This is a genomic window from Nostoc sp. (assembly GCF_054880495.1).
Genome location: NZ_JBTYKD010000049.1, coordinates 1 through 19,440, shown reverse-complemented (window position 1 = coordinate 19,440; position 19,440 = coordinate 1). Strand labels below are relative to the sequence as shown.

At 43.6% G+C, this 19,440-nt stretch carries 18 protein-coding genes and 2 pseudogenes; 7 read left to right on the top strand and 13 right to left on the bottom strand.

Annotated features, from left to right (window positions below):
• The first annotated feature begins 51 nt into the window (after window positions 1-51).
• Window positions 52-846 (top strand): LmeA family phospholipid-binding protein, encoded by a 795-nt coding sequence (locus tag ACYTXL_RS05450; protein WP_461923811.1) that lies wholly within the window; start codon window positions 52-54, stop codon window positions 844-846.
• A 169-nt stretch (window positions 847-1,015) separates the two neighbouring features.
• On the opposite strand, the gene ACYTXL_RS05445 is transcribed toward ACYTXL_RS05450, so the two are convergent.
• The 8 genes from ACYTXL_RS05445 to ACYTXL_RS05410 all read right to left on the bottom strand — a co-directional run bounded on the left by ACYTXL_RS05445 (window position 1,016) and on the right by ACYTXL_RS05410 (window position 11,440).
• A complete protein-coding gene (locus ACYTXL_RS05445) occupies window positions 1,016-2,407 on the bottom strand; it encodes a UDP-glucose dehydrogenase family protein (RefSeq protein ID WP_461923810.1) in 1,392 nt (463 codons plus the stop codon).
• A gap of 148 nt (window positions 2,408-2,555) precedes the next feature.
• Window positions 2,556-3,506, bottom strand: a complete 951-nt coding sequence (locus ACYTXL_RS05440) for a UDP-glucuronic acid decarboxylase family protein (protein WP_461923809.1) — start codon at window positions 3,504-3,506, stop codon at window positions 2,556-2,558.
• Window positions 3,507-4,260: 754 nt separating this feature from the next.
• A complete protein-coding gene (locus ACYTXL_RS05435) occupies window positions 4,261-6,438 on the bottom strand; it encodes a cation:proton antiporter domain-containing protein (protein ID WP_461923808.1) in 2,178 nt (725 codons plus the stop codon).
• A gap of 140 nt (window positions 6,439-6,578) precedes the next feature.
• A complete protein-coding gene (locus ACYTXL_RS05430) occupies window positions 6,579-7,235 on the bottom strand; it encodes an HAS-barrel domain-containing protein (RefSeq protein ID WP_461923807.1) in 657 nt (218 codons plus the stop codon).
• Between the two features lie 74 nt (window positions 7,236-7,309).
• Complete coding sequence (locus tag ACYTXL_RS05425) at window positions 7,310-7,507, bottom strand: NAD(P)H dehydrogenase subunit NdhS (protein ID WP_461923806.1); 198 nt, start codon at window positions 7,505-7,507, stop codon at window positions 7,310-7,312.
• Between the two features lie 270 nt (window positions 7,508-7,777).
• A complete protein-coding gene (rodA, locus tag ACYTXL_RS05420) occupies window positions 7,778-9,106 on the bottom strand; it encodes a rod shape-determining protein RodA (RefSeq protein ID WP_461923805.1) in 1,329 nt (442 codons plus the stop codon).
• Window positions 9,107-9,598: 492 nt separating this feature from the next.
• Window positions 9,599-10,669 (bottom strand): Mrp/NBP35 family ATP-binding protein, encoded by a 1,071-nt coding sequence (locus tag ACYTXL_RS05415; RefSeq protein ID WP_461923804.1) that lies wholly within the window; start codon window positions 10,667-10,669, stop codon window positions 9,599-9,601.
• 246 nt (window positions 10,670-10,915) lie between these two features.
• The gene (locus ACYTXL_RS05410; protein ID WP_461923803.1) at window positions 10,916-11,440 is read right to left on the bottom strand and encodes an SRPBCC family protein; all 525 of its coding nucleotides are present in this window, start codon (window positions 11,438-11,440) and stop codon (window positions 10,916-10,918) included.
• Between the two features lie 453 nt (window positions 11,441-11,893).
• Here ACYTXL_RS05410 and hemF point away from each other — a divergent pair, with 453 nt between their 5' ends.
• Window positions 11,894-12,937 (top strand): oxygen-dependent coproporphyrinogen oxidase, encoded by a 1,044-nt coding sequence (hemF, locus tag ACYTXL_RS05405; RefSeq protein ID WP_461923802.1) that lies wholly within the window; start codon window positions 11,894-11,896, stop codon window positions 12,935-12,937.
• A 274-nt stretch (window positions 12,938-13,211) separates the two neighbouring features.
• Window positions 13,212-13,580, top strand: coding sequence for an STAS domain-containing protein (locus ACYTXL_RS05400; protein ID WP_461923801.1), 369 nt, complete (start codon window positions 13,212-13,214; stop codon window positions 13,578-13,580).
• 79 nt (window positions 13,581-13,659) lie between these two features.
• Here ACYTXL_RS05400 and ACYTXL_RS05395 read toward each other — a convergent pair whose 3' ends face one another.
• Window positions 13,660-14,256 carry a CpcT/CpeT family chromophore lyase gene (locus tag ACYTXL_RS05395; protein ID WP_461923800.1) on the bottom strand — a complete coding sequence of 199 codons (597 nt, stop codon included), beginning with the start codon at window positions 14,254-14,256 and terminating at the stop codon, window positions 13,660-13,662.
• Window positions 14,257-14,467: 211 nt separating this feature from the next.
• Between ACYTXL_RS05395 and psb29 the strand changes: the two genes are divergently transcribed.
• Entirely contained in the window at window positions 14,468-15,175 is a 708-nt protein-coding gene (gene psb29 / locus ACYTXL_RS05390) for a photosystem II biogenesis protein Psp29 (RefSeq protein WP_461923799.1), read from the top strand.
• A gap of 89 nt (window positions 15,176-15,264) precedes the next feature.
• Here psb29 and ACYTXL_RS05385 read toward each other — a convergent pair whose 3' ends face one another.
• The 3 genes from ACYTXL_RS05385 to ACYTXL_RS05375 all read right to left on the bottom strand — a co-directional run bounded on the left by ACYTXL_RS05385 (window position 15,265) and on the right by ACYTXL_RS05375 (window position 17,282).
• On the bottom strand, window positions 15,265-15,627 hold the full coding sequence (locus tag ACYTXL_RS05385) for a phage holin family protein (RefSeq protein WP_292792567.1): 363 nt from the start codon (window positions 15,625-15,627) through the stop codon (window positions 15,265-15,267).
• A gap of 199 nt (window positions 15,628-15,826) precedes the next feature.
• On the bottom strand, window positions 15,827-16,510 hold the full coding sequence (locus ACYTXL_RS05380) for an ExbD/TolR family protein (RefSeq protein WP_461923798.1): 684 nt from the start codon (window positions 16,508-16,510) through the stop codon (window positions 15,827-15,829).
• A gap of 43 nt (window positions 16,511-16,553) precedes the next feature.
• The gene (locus tag ACYTXL_RS05375; protein WP_461923797.1) at window positions 16,554-17,282 is read right to left on the bottom strand and encodes a MotA/TolQ/ExbB proton channel family protein; all 729 of its coding nucleotides are present in this window, start codon (window positions 17,280-17,282) and stop codon (window positions 16,554-16,556) included.
• Window positions 17,283-17,523: 241 nt separating this feature from the next.
• On the opposite strand from ACYTXL_RS05375, the gene ACYTXL_RS05370 reads away from it, so the two are divergent.
• Window positions 17,524-17,838 carry a YkvA family protein gene (locus ACYTXL_RS05370; protein WP_461923796.1) on the top strand — a complete coding sequence of 105 codons (315 nt, stop codon included), beginning with the start codon at window positions 17,524-17,526 and terminating at the stop codon, window positions 17,836-17,838.
• 265 nt (window positions 17,839-18,103) lie between these two features.
• Here ACYTXL_RS05370 and ACYTXL_RS05365 read toward each other — a convergent pair.
• Window positions 18,104-18,511: pseudogene (locus tag ACYTXL_RS05365) on the bottom strand (zinc ribbon domain-containing protein); the annotation flags it as partial.
• A 416-nt stretch (window positions 18,512-18,927) separates the two neighbouring features.
• Here ACYTXL_RS05365 and ACYTXL_RS05360 point away from each other — a divergent pair.
• Window positions 18,928-19,053 (top strand): annotated as a pseudogene (locus ACYTXL_RS05360) (helix-turn-helix domain-containing protein); the annotation flags it as partial.
• 142 nt (window positions 19,054-19,195) lie between these two features.
• Entirely contained in the window at window positions 19,196-19,405 is a 210-nt protein-coding gene (locus ACYTXL_RS05355) for a transposase (RefSeq protein WP_461923795.1), read from the top strand.
• Window positions 19,406-19,440 lie beyond the last annotated feature (35 nt).

The following is a 19,440-nucleotide window of genomic DNA, read 5'->3' as shown; positions in this document are numbered from 1 at the left end:
CTTCACAGTTTGTTACAAAAGTACAAAGAACTTCTAGAGACCCAAAACCACATGTTCGGCGGACTTACTGGTTTACAAGATCCTAAAGGCACAGATTGGGGAGAGCGAATGCTCAACACAGTCGCTAGCCAAACGATTCGCCACCTGTTTACCCAAAGCGAGTCAGTAGAAGTCTTTGTGCGCTGCTACCCTTCCAGCAAACTCTTGCAAGGCAGCATTGATAGTTTCAAAATGAGCGGTAGTGGCTTGGTGATTCGGAAAGATTTCGCGGTAGAGGAGATGTCTTTTGAAACCGATGCGGTGGCTATTGACTTTGGCTCAGTTTTAAGTGGCAAACTCAGCCTTAAGCAACCCACTCAAGCGATCGCACAGGTAATATTATCAGAAGCAGGCATCAACCAAGCCTTTAATGCGGAACTGGTGAAAAAGCGCCTGCTTAACCTCACCGTACCATCCCTGACAGCATTATCTGGCGGAGAACCAGTCTCATTTACCGAAGTTCAGGTACAGCTATTACCTGAAAATCGCTTACAGCTTGTAGCAAAAGCTGATTTAAACAATGGCGAACTCGTGCCCCTGAGCATGATTCTAACTATAGCCATTGAAAAGCGGCGGCGGGTTTCTTTCAAAGATCCGAAAATTCAACTTGACCAAGTGCCAGAAGCCCAACGGGAAATCTCGCAAACCTTGAGCGTGGCGTTGGTAGAAATTTTAGATAATATGGTCGACTTGGATCGCTTTGACCTGGATGGAGTGAAAATGCGGCTAAACCGATTAGAAACTGAAGGTCAAAAACTTATTTTCAGTGGATATGCTGAAATTGAACGTATTCCACATAGCGCTTGACATGAAATTATCACGCAAAAACGCCAAGTAAAGTAAAGCTTTAAACAAATTAAACTACCGCCTAGAATGATCTAGGCGGTAGTTTAAATCTTTAGGTTTTGAAGGGACTTAGGAGTTATTGATTATGGGTTGTATTAACTTTTATTTATCACTCGTAACTCCTAACTATCTATCTTCCCACACCTACATATTGGAATCCAGCCCGAATAAGTGTTTCGGGGTCGAGGAAGTTACGACCATCGATGATAACGGGGTGCGCCATCAATTTTGCCATCTTCACATAGTCAAGAGTGCTGAACTGCTGCCATTCGGTGACGAGTACCAAAGCATCGCAGCCGTCAGCAAGTCTTTCGGCATCGGTTTCTACTAGCACGCCAGAAAGACCATGACGCATACCTGTTTGGGAAATAATCGGGTCGTAAGCTTTGACTTTGGCTCCCAATCGGTTTAGCTGCTCAATTAAGATGAGTGCTGGGGCGTCGCGTAAGTCGTCGGTATCTGGCTTAAAGGTTAGTCCGAGTAGTCCGACTGTTTTGCCTTTGAGAATTTTCAGAACTTTTTGGAGTTTCTCCAAAGCAATCAACCTCTGACGCTCGTTGACACTGACAGCAGCTTTCAATAGCTGGGCTTCATAACCATAGTCATCAGCAGTGTGAATCAGGGCAGAGACATCTTTGGGGAAGCAAGAACCGCCCCAACCAATACCAGCTTGTAAAAACTTGTTACCAATGCGGGAATCTAAACCGATACCTTTGGCTACTTGGGTGACATCAGCACCGACGCGATCGCAAATATTAGCAACTTCGTTAATAAAACTAATCTTAGTGGCTAAAAAGGCATTAGCGGCGTATTTGATCATCTCCGCCGAACTCAGGTCTGTTGCCAAAATTGGCACAGGAGGTAAAGATTGATCCTCAGCGTACTTGCGTTCCACAATTGGGGCATACAGTTGTTGCATTAAGGCTACTGCCCTTTGACTATTGCCTCCTAGTACAATGCGATCGGGGTTGAAGGTGTCGTGAACTGCCGAACCTTCGCGCAAAAACTCTGGATTGCTCACGACATCAAACTCGGCTGCAACCTGAAGTAATTTCTCATCACTCGATACCCCACCTGCGGGTACCAATGTTTTTTGCTGTTCAGCAATACCATCTAGAACAAGCATCCGCACCCAGTCACCTGAGCCAATGGGCACTGTCGATTTATTCACGATCACTTTATAACCACCATTGAGATTTTCTCCAATCCCACGGGCTACAGCTTCGACGTAACGAGTATCACTTTCACCAGTCGGTAAAGGTGGTGTTCCCACTGCAATAAATAGAATTTCCCCGTGAGCGACTCCGGCTGCAATATCAGTAGTAAAATGAATTTTCTCTGTTTGAATGGCAGAGTGCATAATTTCTGAGAGTCCCGGCTCAAAAATTGGGGACTGGCCAGACTTCATTAACTTAACTTTTTCTTCGTTGTTGTCTACGCAAATTACATCATGCCCAATATGAGCCAAGCAAGCACCTGTAACTAAACCAACGTAACCAGTACCAATCACGCAAACACGCATTTTTTAGCTCCTCGCTTTTTTCGGGTTAGTCTTCAAAAAGAAGTTCTCAATTTAACACTTACACATTGGCAGTAAACTCAGCCACCAAGCATACTAGCTACCCATAGGGTGAGCCTGCATGAAAATTCAGAGCGACGTTAGGCGCACCTTAGGCGGTTAAATTATTGACATCGCTTTGCATGCGATTGCTAAAATCTTTTATTGTCAGTTTTAACCCCTCTTCCAGAGGAATGGTTGGTTCCCAATTTAACCAAGTTTTTGCCTTTGTAATATCAGGCTGGCGACGTCGGGGATCGTCCGAGGGTAGTGGCTCAAACTTAATCTGCGCGTCCGGGTTGATCATGTTTTGCACAGCTTCTGCCAATTGTAAAATCGTATATTCACTAGGATTACCCAGGTTTACTGGGCCAATGTAGTCCCCATTCATTAGGCGGATGAATCCTTCCACCAAATCGGAAACGTAGCAGAAACTACGAGTTTGCGAACCATCACCGTATACTGTTAAAGGATTACCCCGCAAGGCTTGAACTATAAAGTTGCTCACCACCCGACCATCGTTTTCTAACATTCTCGGCCCGTAAGTGTTAAAGATCCGAGCAACTCGAATATCAACTTTATTCTGCCTGTAGTAATCAAATGCTAGAGTCTCAGCAATTCTTTTACCTTCGTCATAGCATGAACGTATGCCAATAGGATTGACGCTACCTCTATACTCTTCAGGTTGCGGATGAACTTCTGGATCTCCGTATACTTCACTAGTTGAAGCCAAAAAAAACCTCGCTTTCACACGTTTAGCCAGTCCTAACATATTCAGCGTTCCCATCACGTTAGTTTTAACGGTTTTAACTGGGTTGTACTGGTAATGTACCGGAGAAGCAGGACAAGCTAAATGATAAATTTGATCCACTTCTAACCGAATTGGTTCGGTAATATCGTGGCGGATCAGTTCAAAGTACGGATGACCTAACCATTTAAGGACGTTGCGTTTATGACCAGTGTAAAAATTATCCAAGCATATTAATTCATGCCCATCGCTCATTAGTCGGTCGATAAGATGGGAACCAATAAACCCAGCACCGCCCGTCACCAAAATTCTCATAGTTTCCCAGTTACTTACAAATATTTTCAGTAGCTATTGCACTTACTTTTAGATTACCCAGCTTGGAGACAAAAATACAAAACGAAAATAAAGAACAAGGCTCAATCAAAAAGTGCTGTTGAACTTACCTATTTTTCTACGGATGTAGTTTTGTGATATTTTTACCTTTTTGCTCAACAATTTAATTAGAAAAATACCAAATTTAGTCTCAAAGTTGTTAGTCTTCCAGATAAAGTTTATCAAATCTTCAATAAAATAGAGCCTTTTTATGGTTGGTACAGGCTATGTGCGATTTATTCTTAAAACCCCGATTCCATTCCTCTCTTCTAAAAGGCTACGGTGTATATACAAGTCGAAAAAAGCTCGATTTTCGATTGTTCCCTCGTTCCCATGCTCTGCGTGGGAATCGCTGCTGACATGGCTGCTGCCTCCAGTTAAATATTGAGTCAGAATTGAGTCTCTGACTCAATGAATGCATTCCCATACCGAGTATGGGAACGAGGAAAACCTCATCAAGCTGGGTTTTTAGGACTTTTGTGTACACCCTAGCCCCTAAAAGGAGAGAGGCTTTGATTCTTACTCCCCAACCCTAAAAGGGTTGGGGTTGGGGGTTAGGTTTAAGAGTAAAGTTGCACACGGCGTTCAGCTGTTACATATTTAACTTGCTCCCATTAGGGCGGGCAAGACTTCGGCGTGAGCGTTCAGTCGAACGCTGCCCACCCCACAAGAGTTATATACATTTTAGATATGCAAACTAGATATGGTTTAGCTCACTACTGCTCTCAGTTGGATAGAAAGCAGCAGATGTAATGTTGCTAACCGTGTTAGACATAACTACATTTGTGGTTTGAGTGCGTTGCGCTTCTCCAAGCATGACAATGGAGCAGGTGATTTGTCTGGCTAACTGGGTTGTGACATCGCTAATGGCTAACCCTCCAGGACTGGTACGATTACGTATAAAAGGTAAAACGACTAAATCATATAATCGTGCTGCCTGCAAAATTGCTTGGGCAACATTTTCATGAGCGATGATTTGAATTTCTGGGGTATTGGCCAAAGCTAATTTAGATACCAATAGGGAGAGATGCGATCGCCTCCAAGCAATTTTACTGGAACTAGTGCGGCGATCACACACATTCAGCACAGTAATGTGGCTCTGATTTGCCTCTGCCAACATCTGGGCAAATTGTATCGGCTGTAATGTCGGTGCTGTTAAATTTTCTACTGGTACTAAGATGCGCTGAATTTTTTTCGGTGATTCTACTAGACGTGTCACTGCTACTGGACAATGGGATGCCCAAAGCACACCATCAATCACATTCCCAAATAAACGCGCTCGTAACCCAGTCCGTTTACCCCAACCCATAACAATTAAATTAGCCTTTTGTTCACGAGCAGCTCTGCTAATTCCTTGAGCAAAGGCATCATCAATTCGCAGCATTGGTTCTGCGGCCACGCCGAATACTCGACTGTGTGCTGTGGCTTTTGTTAGTAACCACTCACTCCGTTGTAGAGACGCTTCTAACTGTGGTGCATCCATGTGAGCGGCAGCTGTAGCGATCGCCAGGGGTATAATTTTGCCTTTAGACTGACGCGCTAATAACGCCGCCATCTCAATCAAATACTGCTCCGTCTGAGGATTATACACAGGTACGACGATAGTAAAAGCACAGTCTGTTTCTGGTGCGTTTTGGTCAGATAGGGGTGGTGTTGGATCTTCGGCTGGTGAGGAATTCAAACCAACAGCTATTCGACTGGTCATCAACGGTCCCAAGGTTGATGTGACAACCATTAAGACAATGACACTATGTAATACTTGTAGTGGCAGCAACCCAGCCCGATATCCTACTAACGTTGCTGCTAAAGTTGTACCAACCTGGGGAAGTGACAGCGACCACATCGTGAGCATTTCTCGCCAGTTATAGCGGTAAATCAGTTTTGTCAACAAAGCTGCGATCAATTTACTGACAATCAAACCGACGATCATCAACAGCGTTAACTTGAGCGTGGCCAAGTTGTTCACAAAGGCGGGTAAATTGATCAGTAAGCCAAGGGAAACAAAGAAAATGGGAATGAATAGCACACTGCCAATAAATACTGCCTTTTCTTTGACTGGGCCTTCACCCACAGCTTCATTCACCGCCAAACCTGCTAAAAAAGCACCAACAATTTTTTCTACCCCCATCAATTGAGCGCCCACAGCCGCCAGAAACACAGAAAGCAACACAAACAAAAACTTGTTTCCTTCGTCATCTCCAGACCGCTTGAAAAATTCTTTGCCTGCCCAATCAAAGCCTGTCACAACGGCAACAGAGTAAATAATTAACCAACCCGACAAGGTGAGTAGTTTAGCAAAGCTGAATGCTCCAGCATGATCGACGGCTAGACAAACGGCTAAGATCAGGACTGCACCAATATCTGTAAAAATCGTCGCTCCAATGGTGACGCTAACAGCTTCGTTATTTATCACTCCCAAACGGCTGATTATCGGATATGCCAAAAGGGTATAGGAAGCGAATAAAGAGCCAATTAAGATTGATGTATTCCAGCCAGAGCCTAAAATCAGCCCTACTAAGGTTCCGATCGCCAGGGGTACACTGAAAGTCAAACTAGCAAACCCAAATGCACGACTTTTTCTTTGGCGGAACTGTTGTAGATCAACTTCTAGCCCGGCGACAAACAGCAAGTAAATTAACCCAATGTCTGATAGCAGCTTAATCATCGGCGAGTCAGACTGAAATAGATTCCAGCCTGAGGGACCAAGTACTAGCCCTGAGAAAACCAAACCCACTAATGCTGGTAATCTTAGCCGCTCAAATATGATCGGTATAACTAAGATCACCACCAGCAAAATAGCAAAGGGAACAATTGGTTCTTTGCCAAGAACTTGGGAAGTAGGTTCCAGAACAAGAACTTGTGATATGAGTTCCATAGGTAGGAATTGAAGAGGCTATGGTAAAACTGCGATTACCGTTGGGGCCGATCGCCTGATCGATAAATGGAGAAGCCACCTGAAGAAAAATCAGAAATCTTAATTTACACTAACTAGGTAATTATCTCAGAACTAACTACCTACGGATGGATTTGACTCAAAATGAACCGCAAGCGATCGTAGTCGTCTTTAAGTAGCACACTTAAGTTACGTCCAGCTTTAATTAGCCATTCTCGGTCAGCTTTGCGTAACTGGTATACATCTCGAATCGCAGCTGCGGTCAAAGACTCAATTGGCGCATTGTTAATACAAAGCAGTGTCCGCAAAAAATCTAGTTCTTCAGTAAATTTAATGATCGCTTCTGGTTCACACCGATAAACAGCTTGATGAATTTGCGGGGGACGGGGTGGTAGATACTGATATATTCTTTGGTTATAACCTCGATTCTGGGAAGACTGCTCAAACCCCACGATCGCAGCCCGGAATTCCGTTCTGAGCATGGCAAATATTTGCGGTTGTTCCTCGCGTAAATCTTGTAAGGACAACCCCAAGGCTCTAGCTCGGTGTACGGAATCTATCGGCATAGTTGTGGCATAATAGACTACAGCATAAATTTGATTACCAGATTCTTCATCTACAGAACAAACCCAACTACCAAAGGGTGGCATTGAGGGAAAGCTTAAATCTTTGGGTTCCAAACACTGGGCTAAAAATTCAGTAGTAGTAGTCTCAATCACCTCCGCAATGTGGTTGGGATGGCGATCGGCAGTAGCAAACTGTGGTAGGGGGAGGCGCATAACAGTGCTGAGTTAGGAGTTATGAGTTGAGGAATTATAACTCCTAACTCCTAACTTCTCACTCCTAACTAATATTATTTGGCTTTTTTACGTCCGGCTGTGGTTTCTACGAGTGACAATTCGCTCACGCGGAAGGTAACTAATTTATCCCAGTTACCACCTTCAAATAATACGGCTACTTTGCCATCACTCACCCGTTGCACTAGTCCTTCGTAGCGATAATAGGTATCTGCGGCATTCTTGACGCGAACAGTTGCTCCAGGCATGATCATGTTTTTAGCCTCGCTTGTTTACTTTTAATAGCTTAATACTTCTTATTAGTCATTGGTCATTTGCAAAGGACAAATGACGAATCAAACCGCAACGCGAGAGTCATTAGTCATTAGTAAGAAAGTCCTTGAGATATCACACCCACTCTTTAACATGGTTTCAATTAGTCCGATGAAAGACAAAGTTTTTTTCTGCCCACGTAAGCATTGCAGGACGAGGTATGTACCAAAAACTCTTGTATCTTTGACCAATGACCAATGACCAATGACGAATCAATAATACTTCTGTCTTTGTCGAAAATTTGCTACTGATTCTACTATTCCCAAGGAAATGAAGTTAGTCAGCATAGCAGAACGCCCATAACTCATCCAAGGTAAGGGAATTCCCGCCACAGGCGCTAAACCAACAGTCATGCCAACGTTCACAATCACCTGAAACATGATCATGGAAAAAACGCCAATAGCCAACAACGAACCAAAGTTATCTTTGGCGGTTTGGGCAATATGCAGTAGACGTAAGCAAATTAAGCAGAAGACAAACAGCACTACCAAACAACCAAAAAAACCGAATTCTTCCCCCACTGCGGAGAAAATAAAGTCTGTATGCTGTTCCGGTACGAAATTCAGTTGCGTCATTGGGCCCTTAAATAGACCCCATCCCCAAATTTCACCAGCACCAATAGCAATGCGAGATTGGATTAAGTGATACCCAGCACCGAGGGGATCGTGATCGGGGTCTATGAATACAGTTAGCCGATTTTTTTGATAGTCTTTCAAAATATGGTTCCAGGCGAAGATCCCTAATTCCCCACCCAAGATATTGAGACTCCATGCACTAATAGCGCCGGAACCAAATCGATGCCAGGGGAGAGTTCGCCAGCCCACAATTGCCATCGCAACTGACCAAATTAGCCCTAATGGGCCAAAAGCTAATGGCCCAAAAGATAATCCTTTAAATAAAACTATCGGCCCTGCTAAAGGCCAAGATATACTAAACAAAATGGCGGCAACCACAGGAGAAATCATCAGAATTAACCAGCCTGGGTTAGCATTTGCCCAGTAAAGCATTCCTAAAACGATCGCACCAAATACCAGTGATGTTGCTAAATCTGGCTGCAAAAATACTAATCCCCAAGGTATGGCAGTAATTGCCAAAACGCGGAAAACACCTTCGATACTGGAAGCACTACGCCTGTGTAGCAAAGCTGCTAAGGTGATGATCATCCCGACTTTGGCAAATTCTGAGGGTTGCACGTTAAAGCCCGCGATACTAATCCATCGCTGGGCCCCTTTGGCGCTAGTACCAGCAATCATCACAGCGATTAAGCTAAAGTTCGTCAGTGTGTATGTTACCCAGTGCCACTGCATCAAGATTTCGTAACGGGTGCGAGATAAAAATAGGGCTATGACTACGCCGATAGCCGCTACCATCCAGTGCCACCACCAGTCAGTTACTGGCTGCTTCAGTTCCGTACTGAGGATCATTATGCCGCCAAAGATGCTGATAGCTATCGGCAAACAAAATAGTAGCCAATCTACAGACTGCCAGGGCTTAACCCAAGACTTCCAGCGAATTTTGGGGAGGGATCGTTTTAACAACATTGTGCCAGTTTAGACTTTTTTAAGTTTTGGGCATTGGGCATTGGGCACTTGTACTGAGCGAAGTCGTTGGCGCAGCCTCTCGTAGAGAAGTATTGGGCATTGGGTCAATAATTAATAGTTTTTCGTCTCCTGCTCCCTCATTTTCCTAGAGATTTCCAAGAAATAAATTATCCAAATAAACGTAGACGCGGAGCGGTGAGGGGGTCGCAGTCTTCTCTGCCAGACGCTGCACCTTGGCAAAGCCTCTCGTAGAGAAGGCGGTTCCCGTCGTTAGCGAGTGTTCTTACAAGGGCAGACACCAAGGGCGAACGAGCGTCACCCCCGAACCCTTTGGCGCAGCCTCTCGTAGAGAGGGGCTTGCTCTAGGCTACCACTCCAGACACAGAGAGAGGAGAAATAGAGAGGGTTTTTGCGTCAGTTTTAGGATATTTTTTTATTTGGAAGTCCCCTAATCTTCGATGCCCTATGCCCTATGCCCCATGCCCCAATTTATTACGTCAAAGCAGCAACTGATACTTTACCAGCAATGGTCAGAGCGATCGCTGTTAATGCTTTTGCCGAAGCTGAATCTGGTTCGCCAACAACTATTGGCACACCACTGTCACCACCAACTCGGGTGGAAATCTCTAGGGGTACACACCCCAACAGTGGCACTCCTAATTCGGCGGCTGTTTTGGAGCCACCACCGGAACCAAAGATGTCATACTGCTTATCTGGTTGATCAGGGGGTATAAAATAGCTCATATTTTCCACAATCCCCAATACCGGGACATTCATCTGCTGGAACATCCGTAATCCCTTGCGAGAATCTAACAAGGCTACAGTTTGCGGCGTGGTGACAATTACTGCCCCTGCCATCGATACTGCTTGGGTTAAAGTTAACTGAGCATCTCCGGTTCCCGGTGGCATATCTACAATCAAATAGTCCAGTTCTCCCCATTCAACTTGATAGAGAAACTGGCGAATTACACCATTGAGCATAGGCCCCCGCCAGATTACTGGTTGATCTCGGTCAATCAAAAAGCCCATTGAAACTAATTTGACGCCGTGATTAAAAGCAGGTTCCAGGATGTCACCTTTTTCAGTGGAACGCACGGCAATTTGGGCATCAGCTAGACCTAGCATGGTCGGGTCATTAGGTCCGTAAATATCAGCATCTAGCAAGCCGACTTTCGCCCCAGTTTGAGCTAGAGCCACTGCTACATTCACCGCCACTGTACTTTTACCAACGCCACCTTTGCCACTGGAAACAGCAATGATATTTTTCACGCCAGAAATGCCAGTCCGGTCAGGTAAACTTTTTTGTTGAAGTGTTTCTGCGGTCACTTCTATGCTGACATCTGTAACGCCTGGGAGTTTTTTGACAGCTTTCTGACAGTCTTCAACAATAAATTCACGTAAAGGACAGGCAGGAGTGGTTAACACCAAAGTAAAACTAACCTTGCCAGCCTCAATTTTGACGTTGCGAATCATATTCAGTTCTACCAGACTTTTGTGGAGTTCTGGGTCTTCCACTGGTCGCAACACTTCTAAAACAGAGCGGGAATCGAGGACATCGTACATAAAAAATTCAAAATTCAAAATTGAAAATAAAGAAATACACTCGTGGCGAACATCTTAGCTATTAACTCGATGCTTTCTTAAGTAAGGTCAGCTTAGTGTTATCACTGTCATTAGGGTAACAAAACTTAGCAAATTGCATTATCATCTAATAGAATCTTAACTTTCTTTAGGGATTAATTATTGATTATTTCCCCCCTAACTCCCATTCGGCTACGCTCACGGCAAGCCCACTCCCCACTCCCCCTTCTAAAAATCAAAACAACTGTCTTTAAGGGATTTTTTCTTACCAGATACCGTTGGCAATGCTGTTTTTTCTACTGCCTCGACTAAAGACCGTGCTACGCGGTCGGCATAAGGACGGGATAAAGACCAAATCAGGGGCGATAACCAACCCCGTAGGGTTACAGAATAATACAGACAAGTACCACAAACGGTTGACTCTACTTGATAAGTCACCCGTTCCTCGATTCCAGGAATCGCTAGCACTCGGATACTCAGCATCTCTCTAGGATTGACGCGTTCCACAAAAATCTGGATGGGAATCGGCGAAAAGCGTGTTACAGCCTGATAAATTAATCCTGGTTTGGGTACTAATCCGTAGGGCACATTAGTACTCTTAAGTAGTGGATGCCAGGAAACATCTGTTAAGTCAGCGACTTTTTGCCACAGTTCATCTACAGAAGCAGAACTAATCTCTTGATAAGTCTTCACCAGACAAGCGCAAAACCGACGACGTTTGCGGTGGATGAATTGGGATAACCAACCTTGCATTTTCCTAATCCTCCTCGCTAGACTGTTTCTGGTAACTCTGGTATGGTGTGCAACTACGCTCAACCCCTAAATTAAAACTTTCTCAAAAATGCCCTAAACTTAGCAAGCCTTGATTCGGCAAAGATGCCAACAGCCAATATAGGAATATGGTAAATAAGTTTTGAGCCGGACAGTCAAACCGTTGATATTTCAAGGTTACGACTAAAGGCTAGTGTTTCTACCAAAATATTCCAATTAAAAATAAAATTTCAAAAAAAACTCAGTCAATATACAAGCGTATACGCATTTGAGGGAAAATAACTCTAGTGATGCCCATCAATCGTATAAATGCTTAACCAGTAACAAAAAAGCGGGTTGGGCAAATAGAGCTTGATTGTTGGCGCGTGTTTCCCCCAAATTTTAAGATAAGAAATTTGTGGCTTTCTGGAATTTGTAATTTAGGTTCGGGAATCTATGTTGACCAACTCGCAAACACCAACTGTAGCAGCAGAATCATCCAAGTCTTTGCCAGCATCTGACGCTCAAACTAGAGTCCGCCAGTTTATGCAACAGTTACAAGACGAAATTAGTCAAAGGCTGGAAAACCTGGATGGTGTGAGCAAGTTTATTGAAGACAGTTGGGAACGCCCAGAAGGGGGTGGAGGGCGATCGCGTATTTTGCGTGATGGTGCAATCTTTGAACAAGCAGGTGTAGGTTTTTCGGAAGTTTGGGGAGAGCATTTGCCACCCTCAATTTTAACCCAACGCCCGGAAGCAGCAGGGCATGGCTTTTATGCCACAGGCACTTCAATGGTATTACATCCTCACAATCCTTACGTGCCCACAGTTCATCTAAATTATCGCTATTTTGAAGCGGGGCCAGTTTGGTGGTTTGGTGGTGGCATTGACTTGACACCTTATTACCCCTTTGCTGAAGATGCGGCACATTTACACAAAACATTAAAGCAGGCTTGTGACCAACACCACCCAGAGTATTACCCGGTGTTTAAGCGGTGGTGTGATGAATATTTCTACCTGAAGCATCGTGATGAGACACGGGGTGTAGGTGGTCTGTTTTTTGATTACCAAGATGGTCAGGGTGCTTTATATCGCGGACCGAATCCCAATGGGGAAGCAGCTATCTATAGCAACCAGGTGGGAACACCCGCAACCCGCAATTGGGAAGATTTGTTTGCCTTTGTGCAAGACTGTGGTAGGTCATTTTTACCAGCCTACGTACCAATTGTAGAACGACGACATCGGATAGAGTATGGCGATCGCCAACGGAATTTTCAACTCTACCGTCGGGGACGGTATGTAGAATTTAACTTGGTTTATGACCGAGGCACTATTTTTGGTCTGCAAACCAACGGACGCACCGAATCAATTCTCATGTCCCTACCTCCCTTAGTCCGCTGGGAATACGGCTATCAGCCAGAACCCAATTCCCCCGAAGCCGAGTTATATGAAACCTTCCTCAAGCCCCAAGATTGGATAAATTGGACACCACCTCAATAGTCCTGAGTGCTGAGTTAGGAGTTTGGAGTTTGGAGAGACGCGATTAATCGCGTCTGTACAGGAGTTTGGATTTATTTCTTCCTCATCTCCCTCATCTCCCCACTCCCCATTACAAATTGCTACTCAGCACTATTTTGGTTAGTTAAACTACTAAAGGTAAGCACTTAACAGAAAAAGGTGACAAATTTAGCTATAGCTTGTTAATCTCAAGTGATAGCATTAGAAAATTCTGTGACTAGTTAATCTGAAAAGGAATGCCACGGGGAGAGCTTTAGTGATTCATATAGACCAAAAAAGTTATACAACCCAAGATGGAAACACGGTTATTGTCCTGACACCAGCAGGTCGTCTAGACATCACCACCGCTTGGCAATTTCGCCTGAAGTTACAGGAGTGTATTTCAAAACTCAGCCGCCATGTAGTTGTAAATCTGGCTCTGGTAAATTTTATTGATAGTTCTGGTCTTACGTCTTTGGTAGCTGGAATGCGTGATGCTGATAAAGTTAAAGGCAGTTTCCGCATCTCTAATGTACATCCAGAAGCCAAACTCGTGTTTGAAGTGACGATGATGGATACTGTTTTTGAAATCTTTGAAACGGAAGAGGAAGCTTTAAAAGGTGTACCTCCTAGCATCGCCAGCTAAGAAACAAGTTAGGAGTTAAGAGTGAGGAGTGACGAGTGAGGAGTTAATTCAAAACTCATGACTCATAAGTTTATCTTATTCAATACTGATTTCGCTTGGTGTAGCGATAAGGCCCCATAATCGCTCCCCAGGTTGCTTTTGAAGTTGCTGGATCAATTCCTTTGTCGTAGCTGTGAAATTCTGCCGCAGTGGCTTCAAATCCCAAGGAAACATAGACGCTATTACCAAGATAAGTAAAGCTGCAACGAGTTTCTGGTAGTGGGATAGCAGTAAACTTATAGCGATCGCGGGCTAGTGTTTCCTGGGTAACTGTTAGGATGCAACCTGGTAGTAAATCTAATTGTTCGGGTGTCAGTGTGTTGAGTAGGGCTGGGTTATGACTTGCGCCTCTTAATGCACCTGGATCTTGAGGTATATAGTATTGTACTTCCAGAGATGCATCAGAGTTGCTCCTCTGACGCAACCGCATAATTCGCTGGCGGTAAGGTTGATCTAGGTTAATAACGTTAGCCTGTTCAGCAAACAGGGTGATGCTATCTTCTGTAAACAGATTAACTGGTCTTTGCCACAGACAAAGGTGGACATACCAAGCTGGTTCTGCGATCGCTTGTTCTCGATTATCAAATTCACCAGCTAGGTACTCACCTAAAGCAATTAACTGTGGCCAGAAGTTCATAAGTGCAAAAAACGAATCATTAAGTGATGATAATATTTGGCTAGTTTTTTAAGGGAAAAGGTCTTATCCTCTGTGCCTAGCAGCTGATAAAGTACTTCTGATTTGTCTTATATTGTAAATGGAACCGTCGCCAGTTAAAAGCTCAACTTGGCAAACTAGCCTTTAAGCGTGAAAATAAAGATACGTCGCCCTTAACATTCTCTTTTTCTTTGTGAATAACGTCCGTACTGTCTCTGATACAAAGCGAACTTTCTACAATCTTCACACCCGTCCGATCAACACTATTTATCGTCGGGTAGTAGAAGAATTGATGGTGGAAATGCATCTGCTGTCAGTAAATATCGATTTTAGCTACAATCCGATTTATGCCTTGGGTGTCGTCACTACCTTTGACCGCTTCATGGAAGGCTATCAACCAGAACGAGATCAAGAATCAATTTTTAACGCCCTATGTCGGGCTATAGAAAACGATCCGCAACGCTATCGACAGGATGCCGAAAGATTGCAAACTCTAGCTAAAGCTTTGCCAATTAAAGATTTAATTGCGTGGCTAGGTCAAACTACTCATTTAGATCGAGATACTGACTTGCAAGGACACCTGCAAGCGATCGCCAACAATCCTAACTTTAAATACAACCGTTTGTTTGCAATTGGTGTATTTTCGTTATTGGAACTATCAGATCCCGAATTAGTCAAAGATGAAAAACAACTCACTGAGGCGCTGAAAGCGATCGCTGCTGGCTTGCACCTCTCCGATGACAAACTCAACAAGGATTTGGAGCTATACCGTTCTAACCTAGACAAGATGGCGCAAGCACTGGTAGTGATGGCAGATATGCTCTCAGCCGATCGCAAAAAACGCGAGCAACGTAAACAACAATCAACTACCCCAGTTGCTCCCCCAAGTTCCAACGAATAGTTAGGAGATGAAAGTGATGAGTTAGGAGTTCTGAGTGAGGAATTGTTAATAACTCTTAACTCCTAACTCCTAACTCTTAATTTTTAACTTTATACGCCTAATAATCTGTAGATTAAGCTGTTAATTATAGTCAGCGTAAATGCTCCGATAACAGCACTCCAAATCCCGTAACGCAAGTAAAAGCCGTCTACTAACCAAGCAGCAATACTAAAACAAACCACGGCAATCATAAATGTGAAAATACTGGATAGTAAGTCCAATGTGAGTAAATTTGGTACTGCAAAAACGAGGCTTAAAATCGGTCTGACTATTGCTGTGACTATACCAAGCACTGCGGCCGAAAGGAAAGCTTTACCTGGAGTGTCAATTTCAACTCCCAGAGGTAATTTGCTAATTATCAGCAGGCTGATAGCTGTTACTACCCAAACAATTAAAAGCGTCATGATATTCATGCCACAACCCCTGAAACGTGAATGGCAATTGGTGATAAATTACTTTAGTTTATCGCTGGAAAAATCTTTAAAGCTCAACCAATTATCTATAAATTAGCAGGAAATTTTTCTTTAACCGAATTTTATTTTAGATATCTTTAGGTTTGGGAAAGAGCTTGAAGGGGAGTGGGGAGATTCTAATTCTCCCCTGCTCCCGATCTCATTTTTTAAGAGTAGGTTGGGTTTGTTTGGGTGCTACAGGGGCTGGGGATGCTGGTGGGTTAAAAATACCAGGATTGATCGGACTGATGCCTTGCCGAGTTGCAGGTTGACCAGTTCCCGTCGGGAAGGGTACGGAATTAGGTGCTAAGGGAAAATTAGGGGTAAGATTCCCTTCGGGATTGATACCTGGAAGTGATGATGCACCAGGATTGATTGGGAATGAGGGAACAGCAGGCTGGTTGAGTAAGTCTGTAGGTGGTTGAGATGTTCCAGGAATAATTCCCAAAGAAACGCGATCGCCCCCTACTTGCCGGAGCAAATCCAATGTCTCAATCACATCATTGTAAGTTGCTGTCCGGGAAGCATTCAGCACCACAATGGCACTGGGATTTTGTTGGAGATACTGTTTTAAGCTTTGTCGCAAATCCTCCCGTTTTACAGGCTGTTTTTCTATGTAAGTATTGCCAACGGCATCGATAGTTACAATCAGACTTCCACTCTGTGAGGTGATTCCAGATACTGAACTGGGGCTGGCTTTAGGCAAATCAACATTTATTGCCTGTTGCCGCGTAAATTGTAAAGCTGCTAACAAAAAAAACGTCAGGATACAAAAAACAACATCAATTAAAGGGATGATTTGAACTTGGACTTCTTCAATTGGAGTATGTAGATTAACTTTCATCGTCTCACTCTAACACCTGGTTTTGAGGTTGAATTCTTGACTATTAATTAGGTGCATTCGGGGGTTCAGGAGTTTCAGAAAACTTAGTCTTTCCTGGCTTGCGGGGTGGAGTGAAATTTTCTGGCACAATTGCTGATGTTCTATTACTAAAATCAGGCGGAGACTGGCGATAGAGCAATTCCATCTCATTCCCTGCCTTCCGAAAAACTTTGACTTGGTTAACTACAAAACTTTGAAATAGGCGGTAAAATGCCAAACTAATGATGGCAACTATTAACCCAGTTGCCGTAGCAATCAGTGATTCACCAATACCAGTTGTCACCCCAGCCGTAGATTCAGTTCCTAAATCGCCAATCCGAATTGATCGTAAAGCGCGGATTAAACCCAAAACGGTGCCTAACAATCCCAGCAGTGGCGCTAGGGCAATCACGGCTTCTAAAAGTTTTTCGCCCCGCCGCATTCCAGCCAATTCATCTTCGGCGGTAGCCTCCAATGCTAATCGAAAGGTTTCCGCATCAGTTTTAGCAAAGCGTAGAGGGGCGTAGAGAAAACGCCCCACAGGCTGATGGCTTGCCCTGCTAGCAATGTCCGCAGCTACTTCCCAATTATCTTGGGCAGCATCCAGGATGCGATCGACTATTTGCTTTTCCTGAGTCAACATTCGCAACCAGAACCACAAACGCTCGAAAATCACACTCAAAGACAGAATCGAGAGAACCAGCAAAGGCCACATCGCTGGTCCGCCCTTATAAAACAAATCTAAAATATCCACTGTTTAAGTTTCCTCCCTCCATGACTAGAGCAAATATGCTAAAGCATTTTAATTCTAGAGATTAATGCAAAATGAGGGACTTCCAAAATATAAATTTCTCGAAAACCTAAAAAGACAGTGTAAGCATTGGGTATTGGTGACAGATTACCAGTAGCGTCTTCCAGACTAACTAGGGCGGTTATTCCCACCGGGAGTTTTTAAGATAATTTGTCAAAATTAAAGATAACTGGAGGTTCAAAATATGAAATTTTCAATCCAATCACTTTACACTTGGTATGGCAATTTGCTTCGTAACCCCAAGTACCGTTGGTGGGTAATTTTAGGAACGTTGGTTTACTTGGTCAGCCCAATCGATATTGTCCCAGATTTTCTACCCGTTGTGGGACAGATTGATGATGTTTTCCTTTTGACTTTACTAGTTAGTGAGGTATCTGGACTAGTAATTGAAGGCTGGAAAGCTCGTAAGGGTGATGTGGCTACTGAAGTACCCAATACTAATGAGGGTTCTACCTCCAGTGCAAGCACGATTGATGTTGATGCTGTTTCTGTTAAGTAGATTTAATAAAACCCCTGCTTTTGGAACTGGAGTTTAGACTAGTTCCCGGTGCGAAACTAAATTTTCAAAAAATGACGATATGGATTTAAGCTATTTCCAGCAACCTCAGCTAAGGTTTTAGTTCCTGGAAACATCTTAAATCCGTATCCTTATTTTTTGGAAATTTAGTTTCGCACCAAGAACTAGACTAAGCTATGCAAAACGACCTAGCAGGGCTGAGTTAATCAGAGACTTAGCGAAATTATGAATAATCTTTAGTAGTGAACTACCCCAACTTACCGAGTACGGTTGAAGTTGGGGCTTCTGTAATCACGGGGGAGTGCCTAAACTTAGACTTTCGCCCAAGATTAGGACTTACCACCCCTCCTACAGCAGAGAGGGCTGATAGCGAAGCGTTAGCGAGTCTTCTCCCAAGGGGAGACGCCAAGGGCGAACGAGCGTCATCTTCCGCCTTTATTATTCTGATACCCTGCGCTCTAATATTTATCGCGGCGTTTCCATCCCTGTCATGATGAGTATTGCAATGAGGACAAGTCCATTCACGGACATCCAGCGACAACTCACTGATTTGATAAAAACAATTAGAGCAGAGTTTAGAACTAGGGAACCATCTATCAACTTCAATCAACTTTGCACCAATGCGTTCTAGCTTGTAGGCTAAAAAGTTATTAAACCGCAACTGATGGCTCTTTACGTGGTCGTGTTACGGTTTTTTCAACAAGGCTACTTGACGAAACTCTTCAAGTCTGGCATTTTTCATGTTGGCAGGTGAGTAATGGTAGTTCTTTTCTCACTTTCTGCCAAAAGGGGGACTGTATTCAATCAGACACCCCTTTTTTCTTGATCATTATCTAATAATAATTATCATTATTGTATTATTTTATCGGCAAGCATACTACATAATAATTGTTCAAGGTCGCGGATGCTTTGAGGCCGACAAGATAATATTTTTAACTTTCTTTGCCGGAAGTCCCGCACTATAAATGTACTCAGTTTAGTGTCGGGATGGATAGGCAGGTAATCACCTATAGGGAATTGCCAAATCCAGATTTTTTATACCACAAATTTTATTCGTGGTATATTTAGCGAATGAGAAACGTTGTCAAAGTCCGAATTTATCCGACACAGGTGCAAAAAGAGCGATTTTCGCAATCTTTTGGGTGCGCTAGGTGGTGGTGGAATCGGGCTTTAAATCTAAACAACCAGACTTATAAAGCAACAGGGAAAGGATTATCTCGACAAGGATACAACGATCTGTTGCCACCACTCAAAATAGAGTTTTCTTGGCTAAAGGATTGTTACTCGCAAGTGTTGCAATCAGTTAGTCTCAACCTATCTAGAGCATTCATCAATTTTTTTGAAGGGAGGGCAAAATACCCCAACTTCAAAAGTAAGCACGGTAAACAGTCTATTCAATACCCGCAAGTTTTTAAAGTTTCTTCAACTCAAGAAAAAGCTATGGGGAGGACACCTTTGGAATCCTAGTTATTTTGTCTCAACAGTTAGCGAAAATACAGAAGCAGAAGTAAAAAAGTACATAGAAAAGCAAAATGCAGAAAGCGTTTAAAGTTACACTCATTCCTAATCATAACCAAGAAATCC